At 45.1% G+C, this 21,138-nt stretch carries 20 protein-coding genes; 9 read left to right on the top strand and 11 right to left on the bottom strand.

Translation table 11 applies throughout. From position 1 onward, the window contains the following. Positions 1 to 291 precede the first annotated feature (291 nt). From ACWP87_RS09340 to ACWP87_RS09350, 3 genes are all read left to right on the top strand, one after another. Positions 292 to 525: a hypothetical protein gene (locus tag ACWP87_RS09340; RefSeq protein ID WP_129303124.1), complete on the top strand. Its 234-nt coding sequence runs from the start codon at positions 292 to 294 to the stop codon at positions 523 to 525. Positions 526 to 914: 389 nt separating this feature from the next. Next, positions 915 to 1,862 (top strand): hypothetical protein, encoded by a 948-nt coding sequence (locus ACWP87_RS09345; protein WP_223804846.1) that lies wholly within the window; start codon positions 915 to 917, stop codon positions 1,860 to 1,862. A gap of 163 nt (positions 1,863 to 2,025) precedes the next feature. Continuing rightward, positions 2,026 to 3,651 (top strand): hypothetical protein, encoded by a 1,626-nt coding sequence (locus ACWP87_RS09350; RefSeq protein ID WP_014569561.1) that lies wholly within the window; start codon positions 2,026 to 2,028, stop codon positions 3,649 to 3,651. Positions 3,652 to 3,893: 242 nt separating this feature from the next. On the opposite strand, the gene ACWP87_RS09355 is transcribed toward ACWP87_RS09350, so the two are convergent. The 5 genes from ACWP87_RS09355 to ACWP87_RS09375 all read right to left on the bottom strand — a co-directional run bounded on the left by ACWP87_RS09355 (position 3,894) and on the right by ACWP87_RS09375 (position 10,969). Beyond that, complete coding sequence (locus ACWP87_RS09355) at positions 3,894 to 4,706, bottom strand: DUF2399 domain-containing protein (protein ID WP_014569560.1); 813 nt, start codon at positions 4,704 to 4,706, stop codon at positions 3,894 to 3,896. A gap of 622 nt (positions 4,707 to 5,328) precedes the next feature. Then, the gene (locus ACWP87_RS09360) at positions 5,329 to 5,952 is read right to left on the bottom strand and encodes an SbcC/MukB-like Walker B domain-containing protein (protein ID WP_014569559.1); all 624 of its coding nucleotides are present in this window, start codon (positions 5,950 to 5,952) and stop codon (positions 5,329 to 5,331) included. Between the two features lie 42 nt (positions 5,953 to 5,994). Continuing rightward, positions 5,995 to 8,442 (bottom strand): coiled-coil domain-containing protein, encoded by a 2,448-nt coding sequence (locus ACWP87_RS09365; protein ID WP_014569558.1) that lies wholly within the window; start codon positions 8,440 to 8,442, stop codon positions 5,995 to 5,997. Beyond that, the gene (locus ACWP87_RS09370; protein WP_014569557.1) at positions 8,439 to 9,458 is read right to left on the bottom strand and encodes a hypothetical protein; all 1,020 of its coding nucleotides are present in this window, start codon (positions 9,456 to 9,458) and stop codon (positions 8,439 to 8,441) included. Before ACWP87_RS09370 ends, ACWP87_RS09365 begins: the two co-directional genes overlap by 4 nt. A gap of 14 nt (positions 9,459 to 9,472) precedes the next feature. Next, complete coding sequence (locus ACWP87_RS09375; RefSeq protein ID WP_014569556.1) at positions 9,473 to 10,969, bottom strand: hypothetical protein; 1,497 nt, start codon at positions 10,967 to 10,969, stop codon at positions 9,473 to 9,475. Between the two features lie 251 nt (positions 10,970 to 11,220). On the opposite strand from ACWP87_RS09375, the gene ACWP87_RS09380 reads away from it, so the two are divergent. From ACWP87_RS09380 to ACWP87_RS09400, 5 genes are all read left to right on the top strand, one after another. After that, complete coding sequence (locus ACWP87_RS09380) at positions 11,221 to 12,105, top strand: ABC transporter ATP-binding protein (RefSeq protein WP_014569555.1); 885 nt, start codon at positions 11,221 to 11,223, stop codon at positions 12,103 to 12,105. A 1-nt stretch (position 12,106) separates the two neighbouring features. Beyond that, a complete protein-coding gene (locus tag ACWP87_RS09385) occupies positions 12,107 to 12,871 on the top strand; it encodes an ABC transporter permease (protein WP_014569554.1) in 765 nt (254 codons plus the stop codon). A 67-nt stretch (positions 12,872 to 12,938) separates the two neighbouring features. Then, positions 12,939 to 13,967, top strand: a complete 1,029-nt coding sequence (locus tag ACWP87_RS09390; protein ID WP_087307825.1) for a sensor histidine kinase — start codon at positions 12,939 to 12,941, stop codon at positions 13,965 to 13,967. 2 nt (positions 13,968 to 13,969) lie between these two features. Beyond that, on the top strand, positions 13,970 to 14,578 hold the full coding sequence (locus ACWP87_RS09395) for a response regulator transcription factor (RefSeq protein ID WP_015764933.1): 609 nt from the start codon (positions 13,970 to 13,972) through the stop codon (positions 14,576 to 14,578). A 107-nt stretch (positions 14,579 to 14,685) separates the two neighbouring features. Beyond that, positions 14,686 to 15,561: an ATP-grasp domain-containing protein gene (locus ACWP87_RS09400; protein ID WP_223804848.1), complete on the top strand. Its 876-nt coding sequence runs from the start codon at positions 14,686 to 14,688 to the stop codon at positions 15,559 to 15,561. A 154-nt stretch (positions 15,562 to 15,715) separates the two neighbouring features. On the opposite strand, the gene ACWP87_RS09405 is transcribed toward ACWP87_RS09400, so the two are convergent. The 6 genes from ACWP87_RS09405 to ACWP87_RS09430 all read right to left on the bottom strand — a co-directional run bounded on the left by ACWP87_RS09405 (position 15,716) and on the right by ACWP87_RS09430 (position 20,061). Beyond that, positions 15,716 to 16,573, bottom strand: a complete 858-nt coding sequence (locus ACWP87_RS09405; protein WP_014569550.1) for a DegV family protein — start codon at positions 16,571 to 16,573, stop codon at positions 15,716 to 15,718. A 155-nt stretch (positions 16,574 to 16,728) separates the two neighbouring features. Continuing rightward, complete coding sequence (locus ACWP87_RS09410) at positions 16,729 to 17,202, bottom strand: GNAT family N-acetyltransferase (protein WP_014569549.1); 474 nt, start codon at positions 17,200 to 17,202, stop codon at positions 16,729 to 16,731. 13 nt (positions 17,203 to 17,215) lie between these two features. Beyond that, on the bottom strand, positions 17,216 to 18,079 hold the full coding sequence (locus ACWP87_RS09415) for a GNAT family N-acetyltransferase (RefSeq protein ID WP_014569548.1): 864 nt from the start codon (positions 18,077 to 18,079) through the stop codon (positions 17,216 to 17,218). A 217-nt stretch (positions 18,080 to 18,296) separates the two neighbouring features. Continuing rightward, a complete protein-coding gene (locus ACWP87_RS09420; protein ID WP_014569547.1) occupies positions 18,297 to 18,917 on the bottom strand; it encodes an SAP domain-containing protein in 621 nt (206 codons plus the stop codon). Between the two features lie 406 nt (positions 18,918 to 19,323). Next, entirely contained in the window at positions 19,324 to 19,641 is a 318-nt protein-coding gene (locus tag ACWP87_RS09425) for a carboxymuconolactone decarboxylase family protein (protein ID WP_005689073.1), read from the bottom strand. A 3-nt stretch (positions 19,642 to 19,644) separates the two neighbouring features. Continuing rightward, the gene (locus ACWP87_RS09430) at positions 19,645 to 20,061 is read right to left on the bottom strand and encodes a cupin domain-containing protein (protein WP_014569546.1); all 417 of its coding nucleotides are present in this window, start codon (positions 20,059 to 20,061) and stop codon (positions 19,645 to 19,647) included. Positions 20,062 to 20,174: 113 nt separating this feature from the next. Between ACWP87_RS09430 and ACWP87_RS09435 the strand changes: the two genes are divergently transcribed. Next, the gene (locus tag ACWP87_RS09435) at positions 20,175 to 21,059 is read left to right on the top strand and encodes a LysR family transcriptional regulator (protein ID WP_014569545.1); all 885 of its coding nucleotides are present in this window, start codon (positions 20,175 to 20,177) and stop codon (positions 21,057 to 21,059) included. Positions 21,060 to 21,138 lie beyond the last annotated feature (79 nt).

Genomic DNA, 21,138 nt, shown 5'->3' on the forward strand with positions numbered 1-21,138 from the left:
TTACTCAGCAAATATCATTATAGCAACCCAGTGAGCGAGATAAAACAGTCGGGTTTACGCGCGGCGGTTTTTAATTGGCGCCATACAAGCCAAGACAACTTGTCGAATGTATGGTGAGTTTTAAGATTCGTGAAAAATCAAAAAATTATTATTTTTATTGAATTTCCAGCCGATTTTCAGACTAAACTTGTTATGCTTGACGAGAAACACTATCAATGTTTCAATTATCATCAATAAGACCAAAAGTCTATATTGCAAAGAGCTGCTGAGATTATTACAGTTTTCAGACGGGTGAAATTAAAGATCGATGTGAACGAAGAAAAAGCAATCGAGATCAAGGTGGGCATGAAGGTCAGGCGATTGAGAAAAGATCAAAAGATAACTCAAAGTTCTTTGCAGATAAGAATTGGTAAGACCGAACAAACGTGTGTCTCGGGAGGAGTGCTGATCGTTTACTCCATCTTAAGATACGATTATGCATTTTTAAAAACGCGTTTAAAGGGCTCAAAGCAAGTCAAGGTTTAATAGCCTCTAATTATAACAATAACAGTTAAAAGAAAAGCCTGAGTTCAATTAATTACCTGATTGATTAAATCAAACTCGTGCAAAATATTTTCACAAAGACGAAATCGTTGACGATTCCGGCAAAAATCCGAAAAAGCGTACTTATTCTGGATAACATTATTTATATGTATGCTGGTCAGACAAAAGATACCTTGGCCGATGTTCAACGTCTCCATTGACAATACGTAAACTCGCATTTAGATAAGATATAGAGGAAAAATCGAATATTGATCATTAACAGTATAGATACAATTAAAAATCCAACGATAGAATGATAATGTAGCCTGCCAAAGGATAGAATAATGAGAAAAGAGAAATTGCGTCCACTTCGTATATTTATTAGCTCAGCCATGAAAAATCCCGATAAACCGGAGAGAAAGAGGATTCTTGAATTACGGACTTCTCTAAATGATCGATTAACTAAATACCAGTTCATCGAACCATTTATTCTAGAACAAGATATTTCCTCAATTCTGGAACCAGAGACTGAATATCTAACTCAACTTGTGGACTCCAACCTTGTGATTGTACTTTTAGATTCTGAGTATCCGATACCAGCCGGTGTGCAGATAGAGATTACGGCAGCTAGAAATCACCAAATCCCAAGGCTCTTTTGTATACTTCCATCCAAGAATGACAAAGGTTCAAAAATGCAACAGCAGTTACTGGCGCAGGGGGAAAACAACTGGGTGCAGGTGCTTCCAAGAAGTGAAGATTACCTTGACGAGATTGAGAACATTCTTTTCAATCAGATGGTTACAACTTTTAAGGCTTTTTTCAATAAGAACTCCCCTATTTTTAACGAAGAACAACTCAATACGATCAATTCTTCTGATGAATCATTTGTCCCTGACACATCATTTCTTTTTGAAAAAACGATGTTCAAAAAGATAGGGCTTTCTAAAGAGATGATTCGAACCCGAGTTTTTCACGATACCCTTGGAAGGAAACGAGATGCGGCAGACTCCCCTATTGATGAAAGCGTTAGTAATCTGATTTTACGGATTTTCTACAACAAGAGGTTACCTTTTAACTGGGACAAATTAATGTTTTTGGGAATTCAGTCCGCAAACCCTAAAACAACTTTGCCTGAGCCCTTAAAGAAAGTGCTTACTGCCAAGTTAAAAGCAGTCTACTTATTCTTCTCATCTAAACCAAAAGAGGCTTCAAAGACGCTCAAAGAACTACTAAGGAATGCAGAGATCAACGAAGTCCCCACATGGATGTTACAAGACACCCTCATCGACCCTCCGCAACTTACTAAATATCGAAGTCGAAGAAAAGAATCCGCCGAATGACGAAAACCCATATTAAAAACAACTTGAAGAATTCCCGAAACCTTTCTTTTACCCAGGAATTGACCACTCACTTGAGCGCGTCTATTCTTGGGTAAGGGAAGAAGAGAACAAAACTTTAACTGCTTCTTCTACACAGGAAAGTTCATATGGCCCTGGTATCGCAGTGTATCCAGATTTACTCACTGACGCATTTGTAGTCGCTGCATGCAACGGATCAATTACACAGATTCGGCAACTACCAAAGAATCTCAATATTATTTCTGAAATGCTATTGCGGAAATATCAAAATGTAGAGTATTTACAAGACTTGTTACAAAATAAACTACTTATGGGAGATTCCTATAAGGGTATGGCCCCCTGGATCTCGCATTATAACTATCTAGTGGGACAATTTTCTGAAGAGGACGCACTTTCTCTTATCAAATCATCCCAATCATACCCTGTAGACGCCGAAAAGCTAAGTGTAGAAGCAAGTTCACTACGCCTCGTTGGTGACTATCTCTCAGACAAAAGCTTCAATGATACTTGGACAATTCTTTACAAAAAAATAAAAGTATGGGCGACTCGAAAGGTTTCCATTAGGCAATCTCCCACTGACATTTTGGGTCTATTACGAAATAGTTTTAGAATTCCGCAAAATGATATTATCGCTATTTTGGAAGCTTTAGTTCCTTCATTGAAGCACTACTATGAAGAGTTGGCAGACATCATATTTGGCGCAATAGATTATACCGCTGCTCAAATTGATCAGCAGCATCGGGTCATCGCAGTTCTCTTCACCATCGTAAAAAATTCGGATCAAACACGCTTCACAGGCAAAATCCGACTCGCAATCCTGTCAGTTTTGTCTGCTTGGCCAAATGAATCAAGGGAGCTAAAAAAATTCCTCATCAAAAACCACGAGACGTTCTTCAATCACGAAATTGCTCCTTTCATTTGGAACAATCAGGAAGATGCTGGTTACAACGATTTTTTGGAAGATCAACTTTCCGAAATGAAATCACAAAACGATAAGCAAGATGGTAAATTAACTTTCGGGTTCGCAACAGACCCCTTCGCCACATTAAATATTTCAATAAAAAAGCATGCGGGACTGAATCCCCAAATGACTGGGCAAGTCTTTGAACAGATTGTCGACACACTCAACAATCCTCACCAAGTTATTAGTACAAAGCAGTCGGCAACTGAACTGCTTATGACTCTGCTTTCACAGTCGAATGATAGCTATAAAGACTTTGAAAAGACAAGTGATAAAATTCGAACCAGTAAGATTACCGCCGAGCCTTCAGGTTTCTTTGAGATAAGCACACCCACATCCTTAATTGATGCCATCCGTTCATTTGTTGATATATCAGTTTTAGGAGTAGACACTGGAAAATTACTTTTGACACTTACTCTTGACACCAGCCCGCGATATCTTCTTTTTGTTTCTGAATTATTAGTCAATTTTGTTCCATTGGCTCTTCGCAGATCGAAACTCAGGAACACCTTACCGCAAATTTTGCAATTCTTGATTACCCACAACTCAAGAGACAGTGAGAACAAATTACTCACAAATATTTCTCAGTCACTAGTGGACCTTTCCGATGATCCCCAATATTCCGAAATTGCTCTTGGCCAGCTTCAAAGGCTTGTTTCTGATACAAATAACGTAGTAAAAAGAAATCTTGTTGTTCAAATTCACGAATCTTCCACCGCTGTTCAGAAGACTTTGAGCTCGATCAAGGTTCAGTTGATGAATAGCTCTAATTATTCAGTGAGAGATTTGGCCACACGTGACTTTTCTTAGAGACTGGTCGATGAGAACCTAAAGCCTCCTCAGTGCTGAACTACAGCAACACACAAAGTTTCATCTCTCCAAACATTTCAATCATTGTTAACACAAACTATATACTTGGCTGTGCCCGTTTTTGTATAAAATAGGCATTGCAAAAGGACCGATCTTGTGACAACTCGGCCCTTTTCTATTGGTCAAACTTGTTTTGTGAAAGATAATTTTTTTCTTTAAAATGTAGCCACACAAGTATCCAGCTATTTTCCCACCTTAAGCCATGCGGCAATCCGCTTTTCATAAATCGTCACCAACTGTTCTTGCTCAATGAACTTGCCAAACAGTGCAATCGTTGTCATCTCATCCTGATACACGCGCGTCATCACATTGAGCTGTTTAGTACGTTTCGCATTCTTTTTCCCTAGATCTGCTAACCATACTCGAACATCAGTTGGCGTCTGTAATGCTGCTACCTCCTCAGCTGACGTTTGCTTCAAAAGACTGGCAAATCGGTCGGCCATGCGGATACCAGCACTATCAATGTCGCCTAAATATGCATAACGCATCCCTCGTTCTTCCAGTCCTTGAATGAGTCGCACATACACGTCATTGAAGTCATTGCCGGACTGTAAAATCAATGGCCAGTCCGGATGTTCCTGATGAAGCAACGCAAACACACCGTTATTTTCGATGACCACCGCCTGTTTGTTTTTCAACGGAAAGTCGAGCATCGGTGTGAGTTGCCAAGGATTCAACGTCAAGGGTTGGGGTAAGTCGGTTTCAAAAACATTTGCAGACGTGAACGCCATGCCGATCAACCGCGCTGTTAGTTCATTGACCTGTCCAGACTGAAAGCAGTGCGTCATGACCCACCGATAGTAGGCAAACAGCGCCGGATCTTCACGAGCATCGTTGAGTGTATGCGCTGTGAGTCCCATGGCGACTGCCTGCTGTCCCCGCGGCGGCAAGGCTTTACCGCGTTTAATTTGGTTAAACAACTCGTCAAGTTTAGCTGCCCGGTCTGGCGCTGATTGTCCCGTTGCCTTTTCAAATGCCTCAATATATTGACTCACTTTGTCACCCCTTCATACATTTCGCACTGACCAAAATTTTTTCCTTGATAAAACCGGTTTTCAGTCAGCGTTTGAAAAACAATTGTTGGAAAGTTGTTTGGTAACACCTATCTTGCTTTGGGCAGGTTGCGGCTGTGTTGTTGTATGTATTTAAGCCTTTTTTGTGCCAAAAGATTTACTGATTGACCTCTTATTTCAACATCTATAAACTATAACCAAGCATCGAGAAAGGACCAATTACCCTTTCTTCTTTGCCTAGCGGATTGGATGGCTCACACCCCTCAATATTCTGGAAACGCGGAGGTGATGGCCATGCCAAGTTCAGGAGACGAAAGGGGGTCGCCGCATTGGATGTGGCGTCGATTATCATCGCGCTAAGCATACTGATTACCAGTATTGCGAAAGCGTACGCGATAATCAAAAAAGCTAACCAAAACGGCTAGCTTTTCCCCTCGTCATCTGAAACGCGTTGAGGTCATCGGGAGGCCCCCCGGTGGCCTCTTTTCAACACCTATATTATAGGCTACAGATTGATATGACGTCAATTTATTCTCAAAAACAGTGATGACTTCAGTATTGGCTTGCTTTTACCTCGCTCGGCAATAGCCCTATCAATCTGGAATCAGGTATCCTTCTTCCAAATAAAGTTCTGCTGCACCCGATTAAGATGAAACTTCCCATCGCCTTGTTGTGGCGAGCCCATGACATCCCAGACAATATTATCCACCCCATCGGCCAAAAGCTTGTTCTGAGCCCCGCTTGGCATAGTCGCAATAAAACTGAAACCAAAGTTGACAATGGTCTTCGCAAAGGATTTTGCGGTTTCAGGATCTAACTTATCTGCAAACTCATCAAACATCACCAAATGCGGGGCGTCACGCATTTTTGACCGCTGTAACACCATCTTGGGCACTAGAAGCAATGGCAAGACCATCGCTTGCGCCTTTTCCGCGCCGGAGCCACCGGATTGAACGAATTTGTCGTCCACCACTTCGAAGTCGTTTTCACCACTTTGACGGCGCCGAATCAACACCTGAAAATCTGACCATGTACGCGTATCAAGTAAGTTTTCAGCTGCTGCAAAGAAAGCATCATCATCGTCGGAGACTTCAGTATTGTTGGCCAGCTGTTCAAGTCGCTGTTTAACCAACGATTCCAAATGTGGCCGCTGTTGCCGCTGAGAGTCGCAGGCTTCGGTAATGGCTTCCGGGGCGATGCCTTCAACTGGGCTGAGTCGTACCTTCAACTTGATGTGCTGATGACTGGCGCCTTGAGCGAGGATTTCATTCTAAGTCGTCATGACATGATACTGAGCACTAATGGCTGCAACGGCTGCTTGCACAAAGGTGGTATAAGCCATATCATTACCGCTTTTTTCTTCGGCTAACGCTTTTTCAACGCCAGCGTAATCTTCACGCAAAAGACGCATGGCATCGTTGATATCAAATGCCACCACCGTCAAGCCGTTGCTAGGAATCGAACGTTGCTGCCGCATAGCGCTTGCCTCGGCTGGAAATCCCCGCTCGGCAAACAGCACATCCAGCGCGTTTCGATCTTCCCCTTGACCATCATGGCGATGAATCAGGCGCCCGATCTGATCGCTGATATCTGCATAACTACTGCTGCGAATGCGACTGCGGTTACTATGCGCAAAAGCCAGTAATTCATCAATATCCTTAAGCCGAACGTCTTCGGGAAAATACGGTTTTAACGTCTTCAACTTCGAAGCACCATCCGCGGCCCATTCTTCAAGGCGAGTGGTGGCGCTTTTGATGTTTGCGGTTAAAACATGGATCGTCCCTTGACGCTGATTGATTTCCGATTCAACACTTTGGACTTGTTGATTCAGTTTCTGTTGTTTGGTAGCAGTCGCCGACAAACGTTTAGGTAAGTCGGGATCAACTTTCAGCGTAGCCCGCTCTGCCTTCAATCGTGTAATCGTTGCTTGCAAACCCGCGGCATCAAATTCAGGATCGATCGTTCCGTTTAATGCGTCTAAGGTGGCTTTTTGCGCGGATTGCTGTCCTTCATTTGCGCGCAGTTCAGTCTGCAACTTACTTAACGTTTTAATCAGCGGTTTGAGCTGCTTTTGAATCGCCGTCAGCTGCGGCAAAATGGTCGCATTCTTTAGTATCACTTTTAGGTCCGGATGCTTTGCCAAAATGGCCGTTTGTTGATCAAGCAGCGGCTGATACTGCTTATTCATTTGCGCCGCACCGGCTTCGTGAATTGTTTGGTTGTCTTGTTGCAAACCATCATGCACTCGGCCACTGCCAAAGCCTTGTACCCGATTATCGATCGCATCGCCCATCTTGGTTTGCATCTGCTTGGTGATCTCGATATCGGCACTGAGACGATTCATGGTTTCTTCAAGGCCATCATATTGTACTTTGGCGGCCGACAGCTGATGAAGGTAATGACTTAGCCGGGTCTGGATCTCTTCCCACGCATCAGCTTGCATCACATTAGAGAAATCATTTAATTCACTCGTGCGCGCAAGTAACTGCACTTTAATTGGTGCCAACTGAGTTTGTAAATGTGCGTTTAGTTGCTGCGTTAACGCGTCATGTTGCGCCATTAGCTCATTCAATTTGGTTTGATACTTCTTGATCTTGGCTTGAGTTGCCTGATAGTCATCGAGTTTTCCCTGGAGTGTCGCGATTTGTTCGTCATATTGCGTCCGGCGTTTGATCAGCTGATCCTGCTCGGCTTTTTCGTCGCGCAACTGCTCTAATAGCGTTGTCACTTCTGCTAATGCCTGATTCAGATCCCCTAACTGCGCTTTATATGCCGCCACTTCTTGCTCAGTATGAATCAGATTCTCCCGATCGGCAGTGTTACTGGCAAACAAGCGACTGTATGGCGTCAGCAGAATCTCCTGAAGATGGTTCAGATTATGCCAAAAGATTCGTGATTTCATCCGCTTCAATCGCCGCTGCCCTTCGCCGATGCGCTTCAAAAGCCCGCGATAAAAATTGACTTGACGCTGACTGTCAGCAACTCGGCGAATCACCATTGGATCAATGCCTTCTTGTGCATCTTTTAAGGCTGCCAGTATCGGTGCAAACTTTTCATTCCCGGAAGTCAAAGTCGGCGAGGCCAATAGCCGATAAGCATTGGCTAACCGGCCCAGTACTTTGCCATCGCTAAAGCCATAAACGCGAGTGGCAACAAATTCGCGGTAGTCTTCAGGGCGCTCAAAAACATGCAATTGATCGCCTAGAGCTGCATTGGCGGCCTTAAAACCGAGCTTGTCTAAACTTTTTCCTTTATTATCAGTCGTTTGCAAGTCTATTGGTGTTTGAGTTTCATTCGAAATGACCACAAACCACCATGTTGGTTTGCGGGGATCGTCTTGTACGCGGGTGGCTCCTAAACCAAGCAATACCTGGCGCTGGTCAGAACGCAACAAGACATAACTATAGCCGGTTCGTACTTTCATTGCGCCCGGCCCCCAGCCAAGCAGCATCGATTCAAACGTCCGTGTGTCCCGACTACTATTGCGGGCACTGGTACTTTGCGACACTTTTTCTGTATTCTTGGCGGGGTTGAACGATGGCGTCGTAATCGCGCCATCAATGAGCATCGGGAAGAAGCAGTTGGCTAGTGTCGTTTTGCCGACCGCGTTTTCGCCAATTAAAGTCAGGTTGCCATTTTTTGCAGCTTGCATATCTAATTTGGCGTATTTATTAAAGTTGCGTAAATGGTAACTGACAGGTACCAAAATTTGCGTCATGATGCCGTATCTCCCTTTATATCTTCCTCCTGAGTAACTAAAAAGCGTCCTACAATCGGTGTTGGCAGCCAGTAGTCATCTTGGTTAACCATCAAATCATTCTCCAATAATGCTGCTTTTACCTGGCTGGGTTGAATGGTAAATCCCGGAAAAATTTCTCCTGTCACTTTTCTAATGAGTGCGGTTAAATCAGCGGCCGCCACCCCTGCGCCAAGTTGATGGGCCACTGCCAAAGCGACTAGATAAGGCTTGGCAACACTAGGCTGGCGTTGCGTGTCCAGTAGCAGCGCATAACGATCCCCGATTTCTAAAACAAACCGCCCGCCTTGCGCCCACTGTTCGGCAATCTCTTGCTTGTTGACAGCCAACGTTGACCAAAGTTGCGGATTGGCTTTAGGACTCATAAATTGTTCTGTCAGTAAAACACGGTTAACTTTTTGAATCTCGCTTACTTCCTCTTGGGACTGGACATTGACCAAATAATTCACCAAGTTTTGGGCAAATTCATTGAAATCCGGATGAACCTCCCAATAATCATCAATCTCTGCTGGTACATTTTCCGAATCGTCTTCAAAGCGATCTGGGGTGAACAACCCGAATCGTTTTACGAACAGTGCATCAACGGTACGCAACAATTCCCGCTCCTCTAACTCCGTAACCTCGCTATGCACCTGCCGGATGATTTTTTGGGTGGCAATGGCCCGATCCGCTTGATTATTCTGTAATTCCGGCTCATTAATGATCGTTTTAACCGTTGCCAAAAGAACATGAACCTGCACCGGCGAAAGTTTCTCGGTTCCCAACAGAAAAAGCAGATTTTCTTGAAAGTTTTCGGGCGTGATGCCGAACATGTTCTTAAAGTAAAATCCGATTCGTTTCTGCACGGAAGGTTTCTTTAAATCCGCAATGGCACCTCGACTCAATTGCGTGGCGGCAGCAAGCGGCGTGGTGGTAAACACCCCGTGATCCAACAATTCATTAATCACCAGTTGATCGCGTTTAGTTATTTGCGCCATCTTATTTCTTCTCCTTAATCAAACGAAAACGTGAACCCATGCGGCAGCACAACTGCATAATCTTCGCCTGCCACTTGCAGCTGTAACGGCGGCGAATCCGGTAATGCTTCGACTGATTTGGTTGCGCGACCAAATGGAGCAAAAGCAGCAAGATCTTTGTGATAGGTGGCAGCAAATAGTTTAACGATTTCATCGCGCGCGATAACTGTCTTGAGCGTCAAATTGTGATCAACCCGGCCATGGAAATCATCCACCATCAACGTCCGCCGAAATTCTCGCAGTCCTGCCAGTTGGGCCTGCTCGCTCGGTGCATCATCGGTGACGGTCGGATTGTCGGCGGCACTGGCCGGCTGCTTTGTAATGGGATTGGCTAAATAATGAACTGGCCCCATCGTAGACGCATCTAGCAAGTCATTGGGGTCATCAACTTCACGATCCGCCGGCAAGTGCCGTGGGATCTGGGCAGGAATCGTCAGCTGGGCGTAATGTGCGAGTAACCCATCAATTTTCTTAGACAGTGCTTTCAAGTCAATCGTTTGGCGCTTAGCATGTTCAAATTCCTGACTAAGTAAACGCACGATGCCTAACAAGGTATTAAAGACAAGATAAATCGAATCGAGACTACTATCAATCGCGGTCGTCGTTGGACTCATACTTAGCGATAACCGATTGAGCTGCGACTGTGCCCATTGCTTGGTCCGCTGAAAGCGAGTGACTAGCACTTCTTGACGGCCGACAGCGTGAGCAGCATCCAGATCCCCTTTAGCCTGCTGGGAATGGGCAATCTGATCAGGAAAAGTACGGTCGTCAGCCAAACCTTGAATACGTGCTGCCTGATTCAACATTTGCCGGTATGCCGGGATCGCTTCTTGGCGCAACATTTGCTGCAAGTGGGCTGCAGCCTGACTTCCATGGTTAAAGGCAATATCGTTTGCAATCTCATCAAGATCATCTTCTAATTTATGAATGCCTTTCATCACATCGTCATAAGCATCAAGCATATTTTTAAAATCATTGTAAAGCCGGGTGTCGGCCCCCGAACGAACCGGTACACTCAGTTTTTCGACCAGATCCACGTATTCCTGAATCCGATTGGTGTTGGCCGTAATGGTACTTTCGGCATCGATGACTTTTTGCATCATTTTCAAGTATTCAATGCCGCTGCTTGTGATCCGGTAAACATATGACTGGCGGATATGGTACTGACCGCTGCGCATGCGGGCGCGTACTTTTCGCGGGCTTACTTCAACTAACCCTGCTTGCGTCACGAGGACATCGAGCACCTTTTTCAAGACGTCATCGGCAATGGGCGTTTCCCCACTGAGGCCATCAAGATAATCGTTGTTGTACTTCCGGGCTAAATAACTCAAGGTGATCGGTTCACTGCTGCTGCCGGCATCGCGATAAAGAATCGTCAGCACTGACCAGCCAGCTAAAGGATGATGCACACTCAGTCCTAATTGACTTGCTAATAATAGATTACGCAAAGGCTCCGATAATGTCGCTGCCATCTTCCTGATTCCCCTCTTTTAATCCGCGTCCATATTCCCTCCATTATACAAGAAGTACGGTTCGCACAATAGAGATGCTGCTGCCTCATTAATATGACTCGTTTAACGATTTATGTCATTCCAACAAAGGCCGCGCGCTTCTCCCGCCCCCCAAAATCGTCAGTCATGACATTTGTCACATCACATTCATGACAATCGCGACTACTGGCAATCATGGTGGCCGCATAGTATCGATGTTGGAGGTGGATGACATGCACACCATTATTCGAACTGAACATCTGAAATTCAGCTATGGTAAAAAACAAGTTTTAAATGATATTAACTTAACGGTAAACGCCGGTGAAATCATCGGTTTGATCGGCATTAACGGCGCAGGTAAAACCACCTTGCTGAACATTTTGCTAGGACTACTTAAAGGTGAAGGCGCGGTCAGCGTTTTTGAACAGCAGCCCGGATCGGCTATTAGCAAGGCACGGATCGGGTCGATGCTTCAAGGCGACATGGTTGTTCCCGGCATCACGATTGCAGATTTACTGAAGCTTGCTGCGGCTGAAAGCGATCATCCGCTTGACACTAATAAATTGCTCACGGACTTACGCTTAGAACCTTTTAAAACACAGCGACTCGGCAGTCTTTCCGGTGGGCAATTGCGTCGGGTGACATTTGCCGTTGCCTTAATCAACCAACCGGACTTACTTTTCCTCGATGAACCTACTGTCGGGATGGATGCCAACTCGCGTAAAGCATTCTGGGACAACATCGAGCAATTGCGCCAAGAAGGTAAAACCATCGTGATTACCAGCCATTATCTCGAGGAAATCCAACAAATTGCGGACCGCCTGCTGATTCTGCAAAAAGGTCGCTTCACATTTGACGGCTCCCTCCAGCAACTGCAAAAACAGCATCTAGGTGCCACCATTACATTTGAAACTGACCTGCAACTACTCATTTTCAACGGATTGCCTGCAGTTGATCGCGTTGATCATCTCAAGCATAAACTCGTCATTCACAGCACAGATGGTGACCAGACCCTGCGCGCATTGACACCGCTGCTTGACCGCCTACACCAAGTGAGTGTGAATCGTGAATCACTAGAAGATATTTTCCTACAGTTAACCCAACAGGAGGCTAAATAAAATGAAAACATTCCTTGCACAATTAGCTTTTGACGGCAAGCGATTAGTCGTCCGAAACGCCTCATTCATTTTCTTTTCAATCATCATGCCAGCTGGATTTTATTTACTCTTCACTAAGATCATGGTGAGTGGATCAGCTGCAGAAATCAAGCAATTCAATCTCACTTACCTGGGCCAGATGATCGTCTACAGTGTTTTAATTGAGGCTTTCTTCAGCATTGCTTCTATCTTAAGACGTGACCGTGAAAAAGGCCTGACAACTTTTTTGCGGCTTTCTCCACATGGCACCTTACCTTATTACACGTCCATCACCTTTTGGATGTTGATGATGAGTCTGCTGTCAGTTGTGGTGCTAGGCGGGATTGCAGTTGGGGTTAATGGCGTTCGGCTTGAAATCAGTCAATGGTTGGGGCTGATAGTTGTGGTCTTAATCGGACAGCTGCCTTTGCTCATGATCGGAATTGCGCTGTCACATATCCATCGAGAAGAAATGCTCAGTCTTGCCAGCAACTTGCTGACTTTTCCGATGGCCTTTGTCAGTGGCTTATGGTGGCCCATCAGCATGTTGCCAAGTTGGCTTCAAACAATTGGCAAGCTGATGCCGACTTATTTCGTCAACAATCTCTTAAATGAACTGACGTCACGTGCTAAAGTAGACTTAACCAATTTGATTGGCATAGTTGTTTGGGTCTTACTTGCCGGCTTGGTCGTTGTGGCAATGACTCGAAACGAACAACGGAGAGGCGTGGCATTGGGTGAGGCATAGTTTTCGATTATGGTTCAGCAATCTGGAATGGACCAGTTATGTGTGGCTGCTTTATTGGCCATATATTATGAGCGAGTTCATCCCCACCAAGTCCAGTATTGACTGGCTGTGGATTGGCTTAGGGGTCCTTTTCCTGGTCGTTTATATTCTCGTTAATGAAATCGATCGGTGGCTGGCGGTGACGATTCCACTAGAACTCTTCATTGCCGGCTTGTTTTCGATCTTTGCCTTCAATAACTACATGATTATTTACCCAGGATGGCAGATTTCATTTATCTTGGCCCGGTATCCGCGAAAATATTTTCGCTGGTTTGCCACCGCATTTTACGTGATTATGTTCATCGGACTCTGGCGTTATAATCAGTTTCATCCTGGCGTCATTGGTCTCGACAATGCGAATATTAGCGACCTTGTTTTTCCATTAGCCTCACCGCTGATTTCGTACACCCTTGCGCGCTCAGTCATCCGTCGCCGCCAGTTAAGTCAAACCAATCGGCGGCTGCAGGCGGTTGTTCGCCGCGGTGAGCGTGAACGCATCGCGCGTGACTTGCACGACACACTTGGCCAAAGCTTCTCGATGATCACGCTCAAAACCGAATTGGCAAAAAAGTTACTCATCAAAGCGCCGGAACGAGTGGCCCAAGAATTAGACGATATTGCTAAAACCAGCCGCGACAACCTACAATTGGTTCGCGCCATTGTCAACGACCTTCATCAGCAGTCCCTCAGCGAAATGATGTTGGAACAAGGTAAAAATCTCGCGGAAGCGGATGTGGTTTTACTGACAAACGGGGAAAATGAAGCCACTGAATGGCCGACAACCGTTCAAGCCCAATTGAGCGCCGTCATTTCCGAAGCCATTACCAATGTGATTCGCCACGCGCACGCTCACCAAGCCATCATTACCTTCGATCAAACCCCTACCGCTTATCTGGTTGAGGTTCAAGATGACGGTCATTCAAAAAGCTATGTTCGCGCTGGGTCAAATGGTATTAGCGGCATGCAACAACGCATGCAAGCGGTCAACGGCACTTTTTCCATTGTCCATAATCGCCAAGGCACACGGGTTTCACTTACTTTGCCAAAGGAGGCCTGATGATGATTACGTTATACCTTGCCGAAGATCAAAGCATGTTAAACTCGGCACTTTCGCAGTTACTCAACTTGGAAGATGATTTAACCGTCATCGGCAGCGCACAAGACGGCGCCACCGCTTGGCAAGCCATTCAATCGCAGCCGCCTGATGTCGCGATCCTCGACATTGAAATGCCGAAAATGACCGGCCTGGATGTTGCTGATCAAATTCACACGCACGCTTTACCTACCAAAGTCATTATCCTGACTACCTTCGCCCAAAAAGTATATTTTCAACGCGCTATTGCTGCTCAAGTGAACGGTTATCTTTTGAAAGACAGCCCAAGCGATGACCTAATCGCCGTTATCCGGAAAGTGATGACGGGGCAAACAGTTTACGCACCGGAATTAGTTGCGAACATGGTCACGGCTGAAAGCAACCCCCTGACAGAGCGCGAATTGGCCGTTCTCGGGGAAGTCGCCAGTGGTTTGTCTTCCAAACAAATCGCAGCCTCGCTTTTTCTATCTGAAGGCACCGTGCGTAACTACTTGTCGGCCATCTTTAGTAAGCTAGGGGTGCATAATCGGATTGAGGCAATTGAGATGGCGAAACGGAATAAGTGGTTGGCATGAAGGCGTTGTTTCGATAAAATTCAACTAGCTGGCTAAACTAATTCAAAGCTCATTCTATGGCTACACCTCTTCTAGGTCATCACCATCATTCAAAGTGGGGTCTAAAAATGGACACTAGCAAACTAACATTGTTGTTTCCGGGAAATCCCTTAAGAGTCTCTCAACCCGACCCAGATTACGCCGAAGAATATACGGTTGCAAAATCCATGACTAATGTTCGGCTTATTAATCTTGATTGCTTATTAGATCAAAATCAGCTTGAGTTGAATACGTCTTTTCCTTCTGAAACAACAGTTATCTATCGTGGATGGATGTTACGGCCAGAGACATATTCTAAAATGAATAGTTTAATCTTAGCTTCTGGAGCAAAAATGCTTACTGATACCCACGCCTATACAGGGACCCATTTGCTTCCTAGCTGGGCCCATCACTCTAACACACTCAAATCAGCTTGGACAACCGATTTATCCGATAAAGGTATCATACGAGTGCTTAACCAATTTTCCGGACCAGTCACAATAAAGGATTTTGTTAAGAGCAGAAAGCACGAATGGTATAGTGCCTTTTACATTCCAAATGCTCAAAACTTTTCACAATCTTTGGAAGTGATTCATAACTTCATTACTCGACAGGGCGAGAACCTTGTTGGTGGTCTTGTCATCCGTGAGTTTGTTCCGCTACTTCAGACAGGCACCTACTTATCAAACAATCCGACATTTGAGGAATATCACGTTTTCTATTGGCAAAGAAATCCATTTGTGGTTATTGATTATTGGGGGAAGAATTTTGAAAGCTTGAATGCAAACGATCAGCAATTCATTAAAAAACAAGGCGCTGATATTAAATCTTCTTTTTTCACAATCGACTTTGCCCGAAAGATCAATGGTGATTTAACAATTATGGAAATTGGCGATGCACAAGTTTCGGGTTTGCAGAATTTCGATGTTAATCATTTTTATCGGTTATGGTTAAATCAAAAATAAATCTTCAATCTTTTCCGATAATTGCTGAAAAGTCAGATAGATTTTCCTTTATGTGTGAAAATCTATCTGACTTTAATTTGCAAAGAATTAGTTTTAACTTTAATGACTGGTCATCATTTAACATTCGCAAAAAATAACCATTCGTCATAGACGCTTAATACGATTGTACAGTAGCACCAATCAACCCCGGTCCAGTATGAACTCCCAACGATGGTGACACTTCACCGATAAAATCAACCGGGTGTCCTGTGGCTTCTTCTATTTTTGCGGCTAGTTTCTTCACCAGCGTTGGATTCTGGCCGTGCGCGACTCCGATTCGATAATGATCACTGTTCTTGCAATCCTGCTCAATCTGATTGACCAGTTTTTGAAGCGCCTTTTCCTCCGAGCGGGCTTTAAAGATTGGATAATAAACGCCTTCCGGATCACATGAAATAACCGGTTTAATATGTAAGACCGAGCCGACTAATCCGGCAACCCGACCAATTCGTCCCCCGGCACTCAAATATTTCAGCGTCGGCACGTAAAAATAGATCCGACTTTTAACGATCGATGCTTCAACTTTTGCCACCAGCGTCTGAAACGATTCGCCGGCATTGATTAGCGAGGTCGCATAGGCAACTTGAATGCCACTGCCAATGCCGATGCTTTTCGTATCCAAAATGGTAATCTGCTTGTCGGGAAACTCCTCCGCCGCTAGTTGAAAGACATGGTGCGTGACTGACAGCGCGCTCGAAATTGTAATCCCAAGAATCTGCGTATAACCCGCCGCAAACAGCCCTGCCAGCGCTTCTTTGGCTGCATGCGGTGAAGGACTGGATGTTTTCGGCAAGGTTTCAGCCGTTGCCAATGCCGAATAAAATTCATCCGGGGTAATATCAACCGCGTCCAAATAGTTATGCCCGTTCATCGTAATGTTCAATGGGACAACCGCGATATTCGGGTTCGCATCCAGCACACTTTTAGGAACATCCGAACCTGAATCAACGAGAATTGCAATTTTTTCGGTCATGTTGCGCCTCCATCAGCTTTAATGACTATATTATATAGTTTTAAAAACTAGATGTAAATAGGTTCATGACGTTTATCACTTTTATTTGTAGTCTTCCACAAATAAAAATGGCTCCGAGACTCACAAACACTGTGTTCTCAGAACCATAGCGATCTTTATAACTTTTTAACCAAAACCAAACACGGATTCCAGGCATCCCACAACTGCGGGAAGACCTCTAAGCGCTCAAACCCCATCGCTTCATAAAAACGAATTGTTCGATCATATTCCGGATAATGACCTTCATCAACCGTTTTAACCTGCAGATAATGTGCATGTTGCCGCGCAAAGGCCGCCAACGCCTGAAATAGTTGCCGGCCAACTCCCTTGTGGTGGTAAGCTTTCTTGACGCCCATACAGTTAATCTCACCTGTTGCTTGACTCGTTTTATCAAAATCAACGAACCCAATGACTTGATCATCCTGTTTAGCGACCCATAGTGGTAAAGCTGCCGCCGCATCAATATATTCCTGTGTTGATGCGGGTAGCCCAAACCATTCAGGCAAGTCTGCTAAAACTTCGCGCACAATGGCCTGCTTTTTTGCTGGCGCTTTTTCACGTGTGACGATGATACTGTTGCTGCTGACCATGCTGCATCTCTTTTCAATCTTGGATCAACTTGACGAAAAACAATTCACTCACGCCATTGTCAGGATAATCAACGGTTCCAAATTGTTGAAATCCTAGCGCAGGATAAAACTGCGGACCTTGGAATGACAACGTATCTAAATGGACGATTGGACAATTAATTTCCTTGAACGCGGCCAATAGTTGGTTCACCAGCCGCGTGCCAAGTCCTTTACGCCGATACGCCGGTGCGATCCACAACGCTTCAATGTAGCCGATTCGATACATAGCGCTATAGCCGAAAATACCGCCAACACACTGTCCATCTTCTTCAGCCAAAAAAGTGAACGTGATTCCCGGTTTTGCCTGCAAAAGCGGCTTCTTCGCCAAATTCTCTGCCTCAAACTGATCTTCAACCCAAGTCATCGCTGCATCATCCCCTGAGGCTAACGTATAGATCGCTGGCAATACTGGTGATACTTGCAACTGCAATGGTTTGACAAAAAAGTATTCGGTCAACGCTGCATGGGTATAATGCAACTTGCCGAACGCTTGATATTGATTGGCGCGATAAAAAGCCGGCGCCTGATAATCAAAAGTTTCTAATCTGACTTTGCAACATCCCGCCTTGAAAAGCGCCTGCTCGACTGCCACTAGCAAGGCCTGGCCGATTCCTTGCCGACGAAACATTGGATCGACCCACAGCATCTCCAAATAGCCGATCCCGTAATCATCCGAACTCGCCGCCACGCCGCCAATAACTTGAGCGCCTTGTTTAGCAATGAGATTAATGGTCAAGTCAGCCCCCTTCCCGGAAAAAGGGTGCGACTTTACATTATCGTGATCTAATCGGTCTACCAGTTCCCACCCTTGATCCAAGGTGCCTGATTTGATTTTCATTTCATCCTCCAGTCATTATAAATAAAGTAATAAAGACTCAAAAGTAATTGCTTTGTTCAAAGACTTTTGATCATAGCATTTGTAAAGTGGTACGCTTACTTGGCTTTGATTATACTGAATATTCAACTAAAATAAAATGAAAATCAAAGAGGTCATGAAAAGCTATCGTGGTATTTCACCGCATATTGAGTGTCCCTTCCGGAAAAGGACTCGCAAATTATAATTTATATCGTGCGATTTCCTCACGATATCGGCTCAATAACTGATGTGTACAACGCTTGGGAGTCATTGATCTTTTGACGTTTTTCCAGAGAATTGCTGCAACTTTTAATCGAGAACTAAAGACAACAGTAGCATGATCAGCAAAGAAGTCGCGTACAAATCGATTCCACTCGTAAGTCTGTTCCTCGACATTATGGGCAAGAAACTGTTTGCGCGCCGATGGTGTTCGGGTCGCTTGATAAACCGCAACTAGATCGGCCACCGTCAATCCTAACTCAGGCCGCGACTCGGCTTGCCGTTTGACAACTGCCATTGGCTTGGTGAACGCAAACTTAGATGTCTTAAAATACGCCGCAAAAAAGCAACGTGCGGCCGCGTTAAACGCGAAACCCGATCCGGCAAGTGGCGTCGTGAGCGTGATCGCACCAAGATTAACTTTGGCTGTCGGTCCGCTCGTTCGCGTTGGGGTCTCAGGAGGCTCACCTAACATTGCCGCCCTTAGCCGCTGATTCAATTCCGCTTTGGTACCGGAAGCAGCCAAATGATACTCACGACAAAGTGCAGTCAGCTCGGTCTTGTAGTGATAATAATCAAAAAAATCCGCTTTTAACACCATGCCATCGTCCCTTTGCTGACTTTCCACCTTGTATCAGTTACTTCTTAAGTATACATTAGTCTAATTTAATTCTCATGCCGGTTTTTCACCGAGGCAAGTTGCTTACCGTGGGCATAGCCGTACAACGGTGGTTGACATTTTTCAGGGCTGACTTGATCATCATCTAAAAATACATACCCGGGTAAAATAAAAAGCCCGTGGTTAGATCATCAACTTCTTTGACAATCCCCACAGGCGCTCAATATTAATCTTTCATATGTTCAGTTAATTCTACTTTAGCAGCGTTATAACCCTTGATAAAATCAGCAACCTCTTGCATCCGATGACCAGTGACCACATTGCCAAACGGTGCGATTTGCCCTTCACACGCAACACTTTCTAAATACTCAAATGGTGCCGCATCCGCTCATTTGCCATACACTTCTTTAGCCAAACCCATTGCCGACCACGCCTTGGGCCATCCTGCGTAAAATGCCAAATGCGTGATGGTTGCTACAACTTCCTCTTTCGTCAAGCCATGATCTTTACCCATTTTCAGGTGTGCTTTTAACTGGGGGAAATCGCCGCTCGTCATGAGACAGGCGATGGTGATCAAACTGCGATCACGCGCCGATAACTCGTTTTCTTTGGCCCAGACTTCGCCGAACAAGACATCATCATTTAGTGCGGCGAATTGCGGGGCAAAATCGCCTAACTGTTTTCTTCCTGCTGTTTGTTTCTTCATCAATTAGTCAACCTCCGTTAATGCTGCATATGCTTCATCACTGACAGGTTCAAGCCATTCGCTGGTTCCTTTCGTAATTGCAATATGGCTCATCCAATGATCTTTTGTGGCCCCGTGCCAATGTTTGATACCTTCGTGAATCGTGACAACATCGCCTGGACGTAACTTTTGTGCCGGCTTGCCTGCTTCTTGGTACCAGCCTTCACCACTTGTTACCAGCAAGATTTGAAATCCGTGATGATGAATGTGCCAGTTATTGCGGCACCCAGGTTCAAACGTCACATTGGCGACATGGACATCAATTTCATTTTCCGCGCCTACAAGTGAATGCAAATAGCTCTGGCCTTTAAAATATTGTTGATAAGCGGTGTTAGCTTGGCCTAGTCCGAAAAGACCCGCATGATCATTCTCTTTAGTCACACGATCTACCTTCTTTCGTCATTGAGTTCATTATGCGTCAGCAACTGAAAAATGTATAATACTTATATAGTATGTATCATTATGCATTTTTATTATGATTAGGAGCCTTGGCCTTGGAATTACGCACGTTACGTTATCTGGTAGCAATTGCCGACGCAGGCACGATCACGGCTGCTGCCAATAAGATTCACATCTCCCAACCTGCCTTGTCGCGCCAAATGCAGGAACTAGAGCGTGAACTTGGCACCAAACTTTTTAATCGGAAAAATCGGGCGATCAGCTTAACTGCTAATGGCACTTATCTCGTCAACCGGGCGCGCCAAATCCTTAACCTGACAGACGCTGCTATCACCGATATGACTGATGACCAAGCCATTAACGGCAGCTTAGCCATTGGTCTGGGTGAATCCAGGCTTAATCGCAGTGTTCTGCATGCGGCCAAGGCCTTGGTGACCACATTTCCTGATGTTAAATTAAAAATCTACAGTGGTAATGCGGCCGAAATCACCGAACAACTTGACCATGGCTTACTCGACTTTGGCGTTGTGATTGATCCGGCCGATACTTATAAATATGCCTATACACCGATTTCCGGTGAAAACATCTGGGGATTAGTGGTTCCTAAAACCGATCCGTTGGCTAAATTCGCGGCTGTCACGCCAAAAATGATCCGCCATCAACCACTCATCATTTCAGAACGACAACCAGTTGTCACCTTGTTTGAAAAATGGGCCGGTTCCAATTTTGACCCCGCGCAAATCGTTGCCCGCTTCAATTTAGCCTACAATGCCGGAATACTGACAAACCTTGGCTTAGGTTACACTGTGGGCCTTGATCATTTACTCGATAACCGGGAAATGGCCTTATCATTTATCCCATTTTCACCTAAACTCACGACCCGTATGACGTTGATCTGGACCCGCCATGCGCCCATGTCGCGAACCGCGCAAAAGTTTCTGACGATCTTTCAGCAACAAAACCCGTCACCCGCCACTTGAAGATTAACGCAAACAACCAGCAGATGCGCCGACTGAAGAGACGTTTCTGCTGGTTGTTTATTCAAGCTATGATTGAAAG

It is taken from the genome of Lacticaseibacillus sp. 22, from assembly GCF_055413445.1.

Coding starts and splice junctions, on each gene's coding strand:
- ACWP87_RS09345 (WP_223804846.1), top strand. CDS start 915: ATGAAAAATCCCGATAAACCGGAGAGAAAGAGGATTCTTGAATTACGG.
- ACWP87_RS09365 (WP_014569558.1), bottom strand. CDS start 8,442: ATGACGCAAATTTTGGTACCTGTCAGTTACCATTTACGCAACTTTAAT.
- ACWP87_RS09370 (WP_014569557.1), bottom strand. CDS start 9,458: ATGGCGCAAATAACTAAACGCGATCAACTGGTGATTAATGAATTGTTG.
- ACWP87_RS09375 (WP_014569556.1), bottom strand. CDS start 10,969: ATGGCAGCGACATTATCGGAGCCTTTGCGTAATCTATTATTAGCAAGT.
- ACWP87_RS09380 (WP_014569555.1), top strand. CDS start 11,221: ATGCACACCATTATTCGAACTGAACATCTGAAATTCAGCTATGGTAAA.
- ACWP87_RS09385 (WP_014569554.1), top strand. CDS start 12,107: ATGAAAACATTCCTTGCACAATTAGCTTTTGACGGCAAGCGATTAGTC.
- ACWP87_RS09390 (WP_087307825.1), top strand. CDS start 12,939: ATGAGCGAGTTCATCCCCACCAAGTCCAGTATTGACTGGCTGTGGATT.
- ACWP87_RS09395 (WP_015764933.1), top strand. CDS start 13,970: ATGATTACGTTATACCTTGCCGAAGATCAAAGCATGTTAAACTCGGCA.
- ACWP87_RS09400 (WP_223804848.1), top strand. CDS start 14,686: ATGGACACTAGCAAACTAACATTGTTGTTTCCGGGAAATCCCTTAAGA.
- ACWP87_RS09405 (WP_014569550.1), bottom strand. CDS start 16,573: ATGACCGAAAAAATTGCAATTCTCGTTGATTCAGGTTCGGATGTTCCT.
- ACWP87_RS09410 (WP_014569549.1), bottom strand. CDS start 17,202: ATGGTCAGCAGCAACAGTATCATCGTCACACGTGAAAAAGCGCCAGCA.
- ACWP87_RS09415 (WP_014569548.1), bottom strand. CDS start 18,079: ATGAAAATCAAATCAGGCACCTTGGATCAAGGGTGGGAACTGGTAGAC.
- ACWP87_RS09420 (WP_014569547.1), bottom strand. CDS start 18,917: ATGGTGTTAAAAGCGGATTTTTTTGATTATTATCACTACAAGACCGAG.
- ACWP87_RS09425 (WP_005689073.1), bottom strand. CDS start 19,641: ATGAAGAAACAAACAGCAGGAAGAAAACAGTTAGGCGATTTTGCCCCG.